This is a genomic window from Streptomyces luteosporeus, from assembly GCF_039532865.1.
GTDB classification, from domain to species: Bacteria; Actinomycetota; Actinomycetes; order Streptomycetales; family Streptomycetaceae; genus Streptomyces; species Streptomyces luteosporeus.
This window is the reverse complement of sequence record NZ_BAAASL010000016.1, coordinates 119,515-132,629: the sequence shown is the minus strand read 5'-3', so window position 1 is coordinate 132,629 and position 13,115 is coordinate 119,515. Positions and strand designations below refer to the sequence as shown.

The following is a 13,115-nucleotide window of genomic DNA, read 5'->3' as shown; positions in this document are numbered from 1 at the left end:
GGCAGCTGACCGCAGCTGATTGATGTAAGGCCCGCTCTCCTTGGAGAGCGGGCCTTACTCATATCCGCACGCGTGTCCGTGACTTCCACCTCGCGCGGTCGCCCGGGAATGGTCCGGGCCACCAAATGCGTTCCCTCGTACGGAACATGAGGAGGAACGGTCACTGTGTTGGATCCGCAGGGTTTGTACGAATGGGAGCCCAAGGGGCTCGCCGTGGCCGACCTGGCCCTTGCCCAGGACTCGGCCGGTCTGGTCATGCTCTACCACTTCGACGGGTACATCGACGCGGGGGAGACCGGTGACCTGATCGTCAGGCACCTCCTCGACGGCCTGCCGCACCAGGTCGTCGCCCGCTTCGACCACGACCGGCTCATCGACTACCGCGCCCGGCGCCCGCTGCTGACCTTCCGGCGCGACCGCTGGACCGCGTACGAGACGCCCCGGCTCGAGCTGCACCTGGTGCAGGACGCCACCGGCGCCCCGTTCCTGCTGCTCGCCGGGCCCGAGCCGGACGTGGAGTGGGAGCGCTTCGCCGTCGCCGTCCGCGAGATCGTCGAGCGGCTCCGGGTGCGCCTGGCCGTCAACTTCCACGGCATCCCCATGGGCGTCCCCCACACCCGCCCCGTCGGCATCACGCCGCACGGCAACCGCACCGACCTGACGCCCGGCCACCGCAGCTGGTTCGACGAGGCCCAGGTGCCCGGCAGCGCGGAGGCGCTCGTGGAGTACCGGCTGGCCCAGGCCGGCCACGACGTCCTCGGGGTCGCCGCCCACGTGCCCCACTACGTCGCCCGCTCCGCCTACCCCGACGCGGCGCTGACCGTGCTGGAGGCCGTCACGGCCGCCACCGGGCTCGTCCTGCCCGGCACCGCGCACGCCCTGCGCAGCGCGGCCCACCGCACGCAGGAGGAGATCGAGCACCAGCTCGCCCGGGGCGACGAGGAGCTGGTCTCCCTGGTGCGCGGCCTCGAGCACCAGTACGACGCCGTGGCCGGCGCGGACACCCGCGGCAACCTCGTCGCCGAACCCGCCGAGCTGCCCTCCGCCGAGGAGCTCGGCGCCGAGTTCGAACGCTTCCTGGCCGACAGGGAGGGCGACAGCGGCCACTGACCGCCCGCCCGATAGCGTGGGCCCATGCTGAAAGTGGGCCTGACGGGCGGAATCGGTGCCGGCAAGAGCGAGGTCTCGCGGCTCCTCGCCGCGTACGGAGCGGTGATCGTCGACTCCGACAGGATCGCCCGGGAGGTGGTGGAGCCGGGGACACCCGGACTCGCGGCCGTCGCCGCCGAGTTCGGCCCCGGCGTCCTGACCCCCGAGGGCGCCCTCGACCGGCCCCGGCTCGGCGCCGTCGTCTTCAACGACCCCGACCGGCTCGCCGCCCTGAACGCGATCGTGCACCCCCTCGTCAGGGCCCGCTCCGCCGAACTCGAAGCCGCTGCCGGGCCGGACGCCGTCGTCGTCCACGACGTGCCGCTGCTCGCCGAGAACGGACTGGCCCCGCTGTACGACCTGGTGGTGGTCGTCGACGCGAGCACCGACACCCGGCTGGAGCGCCTGGTGCGGCTGCGCGGCATGACGCCCGACGAGGCCCGTGCCCGCATGGCCGCCCAGGCCACCCGCGCACAGCGGCTGGCCGTGGCCGACGTCGTCATCACCAACGACGGCCCCCTCGACGCGCTCGAACCCCAGGTGCGGGCCCTGTGGGAGCAGTTGCGGGAGCGGGCCGGACACGACACCGAGGAGTGATCGGTTCGTCCTATCGGGTGGTGCTCGCCGCGACCCGCCGGACCCCGCCCCACCCCGCTCCGGCCTTGTCGTACAAGCATCCCGGCGGCCTCGGGGGAGCGCCACGGGCGGCCCAGCGCCCGTCGTGGCGCCCGTGCACCCCCCTCCCCCCTCGGTAACGTGACGCCCCTCGCACGGCAACAGCGGCCCACGGGCCCGTCCTTCGAGGGGAGTGCCCATGGTCACGCCGGAACTGCTGGGGGCCGGCCCCTTCGCGCCCCCGCCCGCGCGCACCCTCAAGGCGCGCCTCGGCGGCGTGTGCGTCGTCCTGCTGGGGATCTACCTCATGGACGGCGCGCTCACCAACGCCTGGTGGGCCGCCGGGTACGCCGAGCACCAGGGCATGCTGACGGTCCGCCACTGCCACGTCGAGCACACCGGGCACTCCGGCGACGAGCAGAACGTCTGCGAGGGCGTCTTCCACCCCTCCGACGGCGGACCCGCCCGCATCGACGCCGCCCTGAACGGCTCCTACGTGCCCGGCGAACGCGTCAAGGTCTACCGCGACGACGCCCGCTACGCGCCCGTGAGCCTGCGCTCCTGCTGGGGCTGGCTGTTCTTCTTCTTCCTCCTGCTGCTGATCGCCACGTACGGCGTCGTGGTGACCGCGGTCGGATTCAGCCCCAAGGACTCCGGTCGGCGCACCGCCGCCCGCGAGCGGCTGCGGGGGACCGTCCTGGCCGCCCCTGTCACCTGGCTGCTGCGCCTGGGCGGCGCCGGTGCGGTGGTGTGCTTCCTGCTGGCCTGCGTGGTGCCATGAGTGAGGGGGAGTCCGTGCGACTGAGGGTGGACGCGGAGCGGCTGGCGGAGTTCGCGGGCCAGGTGCAGCGGGGTGCGGAGGACGCCGGCGCGATGCTGCAGTACCTCACGCGGTTCGGCCGCCTGACCGGCCCCCAGGGCGGGCTGCTGTCCGTCGCCGCCGGAGGGCACGAGAACGTGCGCGGCACCGTCCACGGCGCGCTGCAGCGGCTGGACGCCGTCCTGCGCGAATCCGCGCGGGAACTGCACGCCGCGGCCGCGTACTACCGCCGCACCGATGCGGGCGTCGCCGCCGACATGGACGCCTCCTACGCCACGGCACGGCGCTGACGGCCCCATGAGCTTCCACGACGTCGCGTCCCCCACGGCCGCGCTGACGCCGCCGCACAAGCCCGCCGGGTTCGTCGACCCGCTCCACGCCGTCAACGCCGTGGGCGACGTGCTCAGCCCCACGGGCTGGCTCGTGAAACTCGCCGAACTCGTGCTCGGCGAGGACCCCGTCGCATGGCTGGAGGCCCACCTGGCCGGGGACTGGGAGAGCTTCGCCCGCTGTGCCGAGACCTGGCACAACCTCGCCCGGGCCGTCGACGCCCTCGCCCGCAACATCGGCTCCGGCACCGCGGCCAGCGAGAACGTGTGGGAGGGCAACGCGGCCGACGCCGCGCGCACCTACTTCACCGTCCTGCGCACCCACCTCGAAGGGATCCGCGACGAACTGCACGCCGTGGGCGAGGAGTACCTCGTCATCTCCCGCTCGGTCTGCGCCACCGGCCAAGCCGTCGGCGAGGGACTGTCCCTGCTGCTGGACGCGCTGATCACCGGTGCCCTCGCGGCAGCCGTCGGCACGGTCTCGGGATGGACCGGCTGGGGCGCCGCGATGGGGTACGCGCTCGGGGCCGCCGAGGCCCGGGCCGCGCTGAAGGAGTGGGAGCGCATCACCGCACTCGTCAACGCCGCACAAGTGGTCATGAACACCAGCTGCGCGGTCATCGGCAGGTCGGGCGGCGAGATCGCGGCACGGCTGGGCACCTTCCCGCTGCCGCGCACGGGATACGACCACCCGGCGGTCTGACGGCGCACGAGAGAGGGGTAACCATGGCCGAAGCGGAAGTCCCCCCGGAGGAGTTCGTCACCCCCGGACGCGACCGGGCACGCGCCCGCGTGGTCCACGACGCGCTCCGGCAGCTCGCGGCGGGCAGCGCCGGCGACGTCCTGCAGGAGATGGCCCGCGAGGTGCTCGCCGGCCGCACGGGCCTGCGCGAGGCCGTGCAGGTCGGCGCGTACGCCGATGCCCTGCTGGAGCGGTTCGTCCAGGCGCGGGCCGCCTGGGAACGCCTGCCGGAAGCCGAGCGCGAACACCACGCCGAGCAGGCCCGCCGCCACCTCGCGGGGGACGGCGAGCACTGACGCGGGCGGCCGGCGGATCGTGCGTGCCCCGTAGGGGCGCGGGGCAGTGTCAATCTGCGGCTGCCGCCGCGTGGGCGCGATCGGCCACCGACGGCCCGCAGCCGACGCGCCACCCCGGGGCCCGGGAGCAGCACGGCACCTGTGTGCGGGTACGTCGTGGCTTGTCGCGCAGTTCCCCGCGCCCCCTACGGGGCGCCGTGGCGGGACGGCGGTTCGTAGGGTGGCACGTCCGGGCCGGGCTGGTAGTGCGGCCCCTGCCGGATGTGCCGCACGATCACACAGATGTCCACCACGCTGACCGCGGCCACCACCGCGCAGGCCACCGCCCAGCCCACCCGCCCGGCCAGCGCGAAGGCGGCGGTACCGGCCGCCGTGCACACCAGCCCGAAGGCGGCCAGCCCCAGGCGCAGCCGCAGCGGGCTGCGCGCCGTGACGGGTTCGTTGCCGCTGCGCATGCCCATCACCTCCCGTACTCCAGGATCCCGGCTCCAGGGTCCCGCCGCAGGGCCGGGGGCGTCGGCTCAGGCGGCCGGGTCCGGCAGGAAGGAGGGGTCGTCGGCCTCGTCGGCGAGGGCCTCGGCGATCGTGTGGGCGGTGTTGCTGATGATGCCGTCCACGCCCAGGCGGGCCAGGGCGACGGCGTCGTCGCCGTCGTCGACGGTCCAGGCGCAGACCTCCAGCGGGCGCCCGTGCGGGCCCTTCAGGGCGTGCACGTCGCGCACCCACTGCGCGGTGACCTTGGTGTGGTCGGGGTTGATCTGGTCGGCGAAGGCGGCGTAGGAGCGCAGGTCGGCGGCCTGGGGGGCGCCGAGGAAGCCCTTCTTGATGTCGGGCCGCAGCGCGTGCAGCGTCTTCAGGGACGCCGCGTCGAAGCTCTGGACGACGAGCCGGTCGGCGACGTGGTCGCCGTCCAGCCAGCCCGCGCGGTCCAGCTCGGCCGTCAGCTGCCGTTCGATGCCCGGGTAGAGCTCGGGGGCCTTGACCTCCAGCAGGAGCTTCTGCCGGTTGTGGTCGACCTGCCGCAGGTAGCCGGCGAGGGTGGGCACCCGTTCGCCGGCGAAGCGGCGGTCGTACCAGCTGCCGGCGTCCAGCGTGCGGATCTCGGCGAGCGTGAAGTCGGCGACCTTCCACGGGGCGCGCCCCGGGTAGCGCTGTTCGACGTCGGTGGTCCGGGCCAGGGTGGTGTCGTGCACGACGATCAGGGCGCCGTCCTTGGTGCGCTGGACGTCGTTCTCCACCCACTCGGTGCCCAGTTCGGCGGCTCTGTCGATGGAGGCCAGGGTGTTCTCCGGGGCCTCGGAGGGCACGCCGCGGTGGCCGATGGCGACGGGGAGCGGGGCGCGCCCGGCGGCGCCCGGGGCCGGGGCCGCGGAGGTGGCGGCGGGGACGAGCGCGGCGAGGGACAGGCCGACGAGCGCGCCGGTCACGGCGGCGAGGGGACGGATGCGCATGGGGGCTCCTTGCGGCGTCCGGGCCGGGCGCGGCGGTGACGCTCCCGGGGGCGTGTACGGAACGTCGTACGGGGTGCACGGAAAGTCGTACACGCAACACCTACGTGATCGCGACGGGCCCGGCACCCCGGAACGGTGACCCTTTGCCGTCTCTTCGCCCTGTGTTCGCCGGGGAACGGCCGTGGCGGGGCGGGCTGCGCGAGGGAGACGAGCACGTTGTCAGTGGTGGGCCGTACGGTGGTCTCATGCGGCCCGTATCCCAGATCGAACGCAAGGTGGCGCCCTTCGAGGTCGTCAGCCCCTACCGCCCCAGCGGTGACCAGCCGGCGGCCATCGCGGAGCTGGAGCGGCGCATCCGCGCCGGCGAGAAGGACGTCGTCCTGCTGGGCGCGACCGGCACCGGCAAGTCGGCGACCACGGCGTGGATGATCGAGAAGCTGCAGCGGCCGACGCTCGTGATGGCGCCGAACAAGACGCTCGCGGCCCAGCTCGCCAACGAGTTCCGCGAGCTGCTGCCCAACAACGCCGTCGAGTACTTCGTCTCGTACTACGACTACTACCAGCCCGAGGCGTACGTCCCGCAGTCGGACACCTACATCGAGAAGGACTCCTCGATCAACGAGGAGGTCGAGCGGCTGCGGCACTCCGCGACGAACTCCCTGCTCACCCGGCGCGACGTCGTCGTGGTGGCGTCGGTGTCCTGCATCTACGGCCTGGGCACGCCCCAGGAGTACGTCGACCGCATGGTGCCGCTCAAGGTCGGCCAGGAGATCGACCGCGACCAGCTGCTGCGGCGGTTCGTGGAGATCCAGTACACGCGCAACGACCTCGCCTTCACCCGTGGCACCTTCCGGGTGCGCGGCGACACCATCGAGATCTTCCCGGTCTACGAGGAGCTCGCCGTCCGCATCGAGATGTTCGGCGACGAGATCGAGGCCCTGTCGACCCTGCACCCGCTCACCGGCGAGGTCATCTCCGACGACCAGGAGCTCTACGTCTTCCCCGCCAGCCACTACATCGCGGGCCCGGAGCGCATGGAGAAGGCGATCGCCGGCATCGAGGCGGAGCTGGAGGCACGCCTGGCCCAGCTGGAGAAGCAGGGCAAGCTGCTGGAGGCCCAGCGGCTGCGCATGCGCACCACCTACGACATCGAGATGATGCGCCAGGTCGGCTCCTGCTCCGGCATCGAGAACTACTCGCTGCACATGGACGACCGGGAGCCCGGCTCCCCGCCGAACACCCTCCTCGACTACTTCCCCGAGGACTTTCTTCTCGTCATCGACGAGTCGCACGTCACCGTGCCGCAGATCGGCGCCATGTACGAGGGCGACGCCTCCCGCAAGCGCACGCTCGTCGAGCACGGCTTCCGGCTGCCGTCGGCGATGGACAACCGCCCGCTGAAGTGGGAGGAGTTCACCGAGCGCATCGGGCAGACCGTCTACCTGTCGGCCACCCCCGGGCCGTACGAGCTCTCGCGCAGCGACGGGTTCGTGGAGCAGATCATCCGCCCCACCGGCCTGGTCGACCCGGAGGTCGTGGTCAAGCCCACCGAGGGCCAGATCGACGACCTGGTGCACGAGATCCGCAAGCGCACCGAGCGCGACGAGCGCGTCCTGGTGACCACCTTGACCAAGAAGATGGCCGAGGACCTCACCGACTACTTCCTGGAGCTGGGCATCGCCGTGCGCTACCTGCACAGCGACGTCGACACGCTGCGCCGGGTCGAGCTGCTGCGCGAGCTGCGCGCCGGCGAGTTCGACGTGCTCGTCGGCATCAACCTGCTGCGCGAGGGCCTCGACCTGCCCGAGGTGTCGCTGGTGGCCATCCTGGACGCCGACAAGGAGGGCTTCCTGCGCTCGGGCACCTCCCTGATCCAGACCATCGGCCGCGCGGCGCGCAACGTCTCGGGCCAGGTGCACATGTACGCGGACAAGGTCACGCCGGCGATGGAGAAGGCCATCGACGAGACCAACCGCCGCCGCGAGAAGCAGGTCGCGTACAACAAGGCCAACGGCATCGACCCGCAGCCGCTGCGCAAGAAGATCGGTGACATCGTGGCGACCCTCGCGCGCGAGGAGCTCGACACCGAGGAGCTGTTGAACACCGGCTACCGCCAGGCGCCCGCGGGCAAGGGCAAGGGCAAGGCCCCGACCCCCGCCAAGGGCAAGGCCAAGGCCGCCGCGAAGGCCGGCGCCAAGAACAAGGCGGAGGTGCTCACCGACCGGCCGGCCGCCGAACTCGCGCAGACCATCGAGGAGCTGACCGACCGCATGCGGGCCGCGGCGGCGGAGCTGCAGTTCGAGGTGGCGGCACGACTGCGCGACGAGGTGAGCGAGTTGAAGAAGGAGCTGCGGCAGATGCGGGAGGCCGGGATCGCCTGAGCGGTCGCCCCGCGTCGCGGGCGCGTGTTGCAAGACCGCCACAAACCCACCGGGGGTGTCGGAGCACTCCTCGGTTGTGCGTAGGGTCGTTCACGAGGACCGCGCGGACGTGCGGTCACGGGGGAAAGAACGAACGAGAGAGGGACTGCGCGTGACGGTCAACTTGTCCAAGGGCCAGGGCATCAGCCTGCAGAAGGCCGACGGGGGCACCCTGACCGCGGTGCGGATGGGGCTGGGCTGGCAGGCGGCCCCCCGCCGTGGCCTGTTCGGTACGCGGACGAAGGAGATCGACCTCGACGCCTCGGCGGTGCTCTTCGCCGACAAGCAGCCGGTCGACGTGGCCTTCTTCCAGCAGCTGGTCAGCAAGGACGGCTCGGTGCGCCACACCGGCGACAACCTCGTCGGCGGCGCGGGCCAGGGCGGCGACGACGAGTCCATCCTCGTCGACCTGCAGCGCGTCCCCGTGCACGTCAACCAGATCGTCTTCACGGTGAACTCCTTCACCGGCCAGACCTTCTCCGAGGTCCGCAACGCCTTCTGCCGGCTGGTCGACGAGACCACCGGCCAGGAGCTGGCCCGCTACACCCTCGACGGCGGCGGCCCGTACACGGCGCAGATCATGGCCAAGGTCCACCGCGTCGGCAACGGCTGGCAGATGACCGCCATCGGCACCCCGGCCAACGGCCGCACCTTCCAGGACCTGCTCGCGGAGATCCAGGCCGTCCTGTGACACCCCGGCCGGCCCCGCGGCGCGGGGCCGGCACGGTGAGAAGCACAAGGGCCCGGCGGAGCGCCATCCGCCGGGCCCGTCGCACAATGGGCGCGATCATGCACGGGCGCAGGCGCGGGCATGAGCACGAAAGCAAGCACGACGAGGCGCGCCGGGCGCGCAAGGGGGACGAGCGGCGATGACGGCCGAGCTGGTGCGGGGCCAGAACCACCCGCTGACCGGGAGCCGACTGCAGGTGCGGATCTCGGCGGGCCACCCGGTGATGGCCGCAGCGGTCCTCACCGGTGAGGACGGCACGGTGTCCGGCCCCGAGTGGGTCGCCCACCCGGGCTCGCCCCGCCTGCCCGGCGCCGAGGTGCCCGGCCGGGCCGCGGCCGAACACGTGCTGACGGTCGACCTGGACGCCGTCCCGCAGGCCGCGCACCGGCTGGGCGTGCTGCTCGCCCTCGTCCCGCAGGCGGGCGGCCCCGCGAGCTTCGGGGCACTGGCCGGGCCGTACGTCGCCGTCGCCGCGGAGGCCGGCGAGGAGATCGCCGGGTACACCGTCACCGGCCTGGACGCCGAGACGGCGGTCGTCGCCGTGGAGCTCTACCGCAGGCAGGGCGCCTGGAAGGTGCGCGCGGTGGGCCAGGGCTACGCGGAGGGCCTGGCGGCCCTCCTGCGCGACCACGGCCTGTCCACGGCCACCGAGACCGCGGCGGCCGCGGAGCGGGCGCTGGCGGTGCCCGCCGAGGCCGCGGAGGCCGCGGTGCCGGTGGCGCCCGCGGCGGGTGAGCGGGCGGCGGCGCCGGCCGCGGCGGTCCGGGCCCGGGGCCGCCGCGGCGGCCGAGGGTGCCCGGGATGTGTCCGCGGGCCCTGTCAGCTACCGGCACCCGGGCCGGCACCGCACGCCCGCCGGGCCCGGGCCCGAAGCCGGCGCCACAGCGGGAGCGCCGTCCGCCGCGCCGTCCGCCGCACTGCCGCCCGGGACGGTGCCCGAGCACGATCATGCCGAGCGCAGTGGCCCCGTCGCCGGGGACGCCACCGGGTGGTCGATGGACGAGCGGCTCTACAACCAAGTCCGGGGCATGTTCGAGGACCTGGCCCGGGCCGTCGCGGCCTACCGCAGCGCGGTCGACTTCGCCGAGTCGCGCCTGGACCGGGAGCTGGACCAGGTGCTGACGGATCCGGCCACCCGGGTCGGGCCGGCCGCCGACGCGGCGCGGCAGGAGGCCCGCGACCGTCACCGGCAGCTGGTCGAGCAGGCGCGGGCCGTCCTGGACCGGGACCTCGCCCAGCTCGCCGAGGAGGCCGAGGTCGTCGAGCACGCCCTGCCGCCCTCGTGCGCCCGCTGGGACCACCCCGTCTGGCAGGGCTACCAGGTGCCGCTGGAGCGGCCGCTGGCGCTGCGGCTGGGGGACGTTCACCTGCCCGAGCGCACGGATCTGCGCATTCCGCTGCTGGTGCGGCTGCCGCTGGAGCGCGGCCTGTGGGTGGACGCCGGCCGGCCCGCCGGCGGCCCCGGGGCGGCCCTGTGGGACCCGGCGGAGCTGCGCGCCTCCGCCGTGAGCTGTGCGGTGAACCTCGCGGTGCGGCTGCTGGCCGTCCACCCCGTCGGCGACTACGCGCTGCACGTCATCGACCCGGCGGGCGCGGCCGCTGCGGCGCTGGCCCCGCTGCTGGAGTCGGGGGCGTTGCGGGAGGCGCCGCCGGCCGGGGCGCGGGGCGTGAGCGAGACGCTGGAGCGGCTGACGCGCCGTGTCGACCTGGTGCAGATGGCCGTGCGCAACCGCGCGCTGGATTCGTTGCCCGAGGACGTCGACACCGGGGAGCAGGTGCTGCTGGTCAACGACTTCCCGCACGGTTTCGACGACCGGGCCGTCACCCAGCTGAGGTACCTGGTGGACGAGGGCCCGTCGGTGGGCGTGCACGTGGTGCTGGTCGCCGACCGGGACGACGCGCGGGCGTACGGGCCGGTGCTCGATCCGCTGTGGCGGTCCCTGCTGAGGCTCACCCCGGTGCCGGACGACCACCTGGCGGACCCGTGGGTGGGGCACGCCTGGACGTACGAGCCGCCGGTGGTGCCGCCGGGCAGCGACGTGGTCCGCGACGTGCTGCGGAAGGTGGGCCAGTCGCGCCGGGCGTACGGCATCTGAAACCCTCTGGCCTGGTCTTTTGGGTTTCTCTTTACTTTTCTTTGGGGTTTCCTGTACGGTTCTCGGAGTTGCCGTACGCCCGTACGACACCCCGGAGGAACAGTGGACGTCACCCTGACGCTGTGGGTGCTGACCGTGCTCGGTCTGTGCGCCCTCGTCGCCGCCGACTTCTTCATCGGAGGCCGCAAGCCGCACGAGGTCTCCTTGAAGGAGGCCGGCACCTGGACGGTGGTCTGGGTGGTCCTGGCCGGGCTCTTCGGGCTCGGCCTGCTCGTCTTCGGGGGCGGGAAGCCGGCCGGCGAGTTCTTCGCCGGCTTCATCACCGAGAAGTCGCTGAGCGTCGACAACCTCTTCGTCTTCGTGCTGATCATGTCGAAGTTCGCGGTGCCCTCGATCTACCAGCAGCGGGTGCTGATGGTCGGGGTGCTCATAGCCCTGGTGCTGCGGGCCGGCTTCATCGGCGCGGGCGCGGCCGTCATCGCCAACTTCTCGTGGATCTTCTACATCTTCGGTGCCTTCCTCGTGTGGACGGCGTGGAAGCTGATCCAGGAGGCCAGGTCCGGCGAGCAGGAGGAGGAGTTCGAGGAGAACCGCTTCCTGAAGATCGTCGAGCGTCGCTTCCCCTCCACCGACCGCTACCACGGCACGCGGCTGTTCGTCGTCGAGAACGGCAGGCGGCTGATGACGCCGATGCTGATCGTGATGCTGGCGATCGGCACGACGGACGTGCTGTTCGCACTGGACTCCATACCGGCGATCTTCGGCCTCACCCAGGACCCGTACATCGTCTTCACCGCCAACGCCTTCGCGCTCATGGGTCTGCGGCAGCTGTACTTCCTGATAGGCGGCCTGCTGCAGAAGCTGGTGCACCTGTCCTACGGCCTGTCGGTGATCCTCGGCTTCATCGGCGTCAAGCTGGTGCTGCACGCGCTGCACGAGAGCGGTGTGGCGGTCCCGGAGATCAGCACCGCCGTCTCGCTCGGCGTCATCTGTGCCGTGCTCGTCGTCACCACCGTCACCTCCCTGCGTGCCTCGGCCCGCAAGGAGCGGGCCGAGGCGGTGCCGGCCGGCTCGCGCGGCTGACTCACGCCGGCGAGGGGTCGGCGGCCGGCCGGACGGCGACCGCCGGCCGGGTCTCGGGCAGCAGCAGGAAGCAGCCGAGGCTGAGCAGCGCCATGCCGGTGAGGTAGACGGCCACGCCCCAGGGCGTGCCGTCGCCCCGGGCCGCCGCGGTGGCCACGAGCGGGGTGACCGCCCCGCCCAGCACGCCGGCCAGGTTGTAGCCGACGGCGGCTCCGGTGCAGCGCACCCGGGCCTCGTACAGCTCCGGCAGGTACGCGCCGACGACGCCGAAGGTGATGACGAAGGCCAGCATGGCGACGACGAAGCCCAGCAGCATCAGCGCCGGCCGGCCGGTGTGCAGCAGGCCGACCAGAGGGAACATCCACAGCGCCACGGCCACGCAGCCGGCCAGGCACAGCGGCCGGCGGCCGAGGCGGTCGGCGGCCAGGGCCACCAGCGGGGTGGCCAGGCCCGAGGCGGTGACCGCGACCATGATGCACACGAGCAGGACGGTGCGGTCCACCCCCAGGTGCTCGCTGCCGTAGGCCAGGGACCAGGTGGTGACGGTGTAGAAGACGGCGTAGCCGAAGGACAGCGCACCGGCCGTCAGCAGCACCAGCCGCCAGTGGTCGCGCACGACCTCGGCCAGCGGCAGGGACGCCCGGGCCTCGCCGGCGGCCAGGGCCCGGAAGTCGGGGGTCTCCTCCAGCCGGCTGCGCAGCAGCAGCCCGGCCACCGCCAGCAGACCGGCCACCCAGAACGGCACGCGCCAGCCCCAGTCGAGGAACTGCGCCCGGTCGAGGGTGACCGACAGGGCGAGGGCGATGCCGTTGGCGAGCAGGAAGCCGATGGTCGGGCCGGTCTGGGGGAAGCTGGACCACAGTGCGCGCCGGTGCGCGGGGGCGTGCTCGGCGGTGATGAGCATGGCGCCGCCCCATTCCCCGCCGAGCCCCAGGCCCTGCAGGAAGCGCAGGCCGACCAGCAGCAGCGGGGCGGCGGGGCCGGCGTCGTGGTAGGTGGGCAGCAGGCCGACGGCGACGGTGGCGGCTCCGGTCAGCAGCAGTGAGGAGATCAGGACCGGGCGGCGGCCGAGCCGGTCCCCGATGTGCCCGAAGAGCATCGACCCCAGGGGGCGGGCGATGAAGCCGATGCCGAAGGTGGCGAAGGCGGCGAGGGTGCCCATGAGGGGGGAGGCGGTGGGGAAGAACAGCCGGCCCAGGACGAGGGCGGCGGCGGTTCCGTAGGTGAAGAAGTCGTAGAACTCAATGGCGGTGCCGGCCATGGACGCCGCCGCGAGGCGGAGCATGGCCGGTGACTGGTCCCGGTTCATGTACTGCCCAACTTCCCCGGGCCGAGGGGGAAACGGGGCGTGGGGGAGCGTTGCCGGGGGCGCACCGGAATCGCG

12 protein-coding genes and 1 pseudogene are annotated in these 13,115 nt (G+C 73.1%); 10 read left to right on the top strand and 3 right to left on the bottom strand.

Translation table 11 applies throughout. The features are described from left to right. The first annotated feature begins 165 nt into the window (after window positions 1-165). The 6 genes from ABD361_RS21400 to ABD361_RS21375 all read left to right on the top strand — a co-directional run bounded on the left by ABD361_RS21400 (window position 166) and on the right by ABD361_RS21375 (window position 3,951). The gene (locus ABD361_RS21400) at window positions 166-1,110 is read left to right on the top strand and encodes a PAC2 family protein (protein ID WP_344437056.1); all 945 of its coding nucleotides are present in this window, start codon (window positions 166-168) and stop codon (window positions 1,108-1,110) included. A 24-nt stretch (window positions 1,111-1,134) separates the two neighbouring features. Then, window positions 1,135-1,746 carry a dephospho-CoA kinase gene (gene coaE / locus ABD361_RS21395; RefSeq protein ID WP_344437055.1) on the top strand — a complete coding sequence of 204 codons (612 nt, stop codon included), beginning with the start codon at window positions 1,135-1,137 and terminating at the stop codon, window positions 1,744-1,746. Window positions 1,747-1,963: 217 nt separating this feature from the next. Continuing rightward, a complete protein-coding gene (locus tag ABD361_RS21390) occupies window positions 1,964-2,545 on the top strand; it encodes a hypothetical protein (protein WP_344437054.1) in 582 nt (193 codons plus the stop codon). A gap of 14 nt (window positions 2,546-2,559) precedes the next feature. Further along, window positions 2,560-2,874: a type VII secretion target gene (locus ABD361_RS21385; RefSeq protein ID WP_344437053.1), complete on the top strand. Its 315-nt coding sequence runs from the start codon at window positions 2,560-2,562 to the stop codon at window positions 2,872-2,874. A gap of 7 nt (window positions 2,875-2,881) precedes the next feature. After that, window positions 2,882-3,616 carry a hypothetical protein gene (locus tag ABD361_RS21380; RefSeq protein WP_344437052.1) on the top strand — a complete coding sequence of 245 codons (735 nt, stop codon included), beginning with the start codon at window positions 2,882-2,884 and terminating at the stop codon, window positions 3,614-3,616. Between the two features lie 23 nt (window positions 3,617-3,639). Then, window positions 3,640-3,951 carry a hypothetical protein gene (locus tag ABD361_RS21375; RefSeq protein ID WP_344437051.1) on the top strand — a complete coding sequence of 104 codons (312 nt, stop codon included), beginning with the start codon at window positions 3,640-3,642 and terminating at the stop codon, window positions 3,949-3,951. Window positions 3,952-4,136: 185 nt separating this feature from the next. On the opposite strand, the gene ABD361_RS21370 is transcribed toward ABD361_RS21375, so the two are convergent. Beyond that, on the bottom strand, window positions 4,137-4,406 hold the full coding sequence (locus ABD361_RS21370) for a DUF6343 family protein (protein WP_344437050.1): 270 nt from the start codon (window positions 4,404-4,406) through the stop codon (window positions 4,137-4,139). Between the two features lie 66 nt (window positions 4,407-4,472). After that, window positions 4,473-5,402 (bottom strand): glycerophosphodiester phosphodiesterase, encoded by a 930-nt coding sequence (locus ABD361_RS21365; RefSeq protein ID WP_344437048.1) that lies wholly within the window; start codon window positions 5,400-5,402, stop codon window positions 4,473-4,475. Between the two features lie 245 nt (window positions 5,403-5,647). On the opposite strand from ABD361_RS21365, the gene uvrB reads away from it, so the two are divergent. From uvrB to ABD361_RS21345, 4 genes and pseudogenes are all read left to right on the top strand, one after another. Continuing rightward, on the top strand, window positions 5,648-7,783 hold the full coding sequence (gene uvrB, locus ABD361_RS21360; protein WP_344437047.1) for an excinuclease ABC subunit UvrB: 2,136 nt from the start codon (window positions 5,648-5,650) through the stop codon (window positions 7,781-7,783). A gap of 151 nt (window positions 7,784-7,934) precedes the next feature. Continuing rightward, entirely contained in the window at window positions 7,935-8,513 is a 579-nt protein-coding gene (locus tag ABD361_RS21355; RefSeq protein WP_344437046.1) for a TerD family protein, read from the top strand. A gap of 178 nt (window positions 8,514-8,691) precedes the next feature. Further along, window positions 8,692-10,648, top strand: a pseudogene (locus tag ABD361_RS21350) (TerD family protein). Window positions 10,649-10,750: 102 nt separating this feature from the next. Then, on the top strand, window positions 10,751-11,731 hold the full coding sequence (locus tag ABD361_RS21345; RefSeq protein ID WP_344437045.1) for a TerC family protein: 981 nt from the start codon (window positions 10,751-10,753) through the stop codon (window positions 11,729-11,731). A gap of 1 nt (window position 11,732) precedes the next feature. Here ABD361_RS21345 and ABD361_RS21340 read toward each other — a convergent pair whose 3' ends face one another. Further along, window positions 11,733-13,016: an MFS transporter gene (locus ABD361_RS21340; RefSeq protein ID WP_344437088.1), complete on the bottom strand. Its 1,284-nt coding sequence runs from the start codon at window positions 13,014-13,016 to the stop codon at window positions 11,733-11,735. Between the last annotated feature and the right edge of the window lie 99 nt (window positions 13,017-13,115).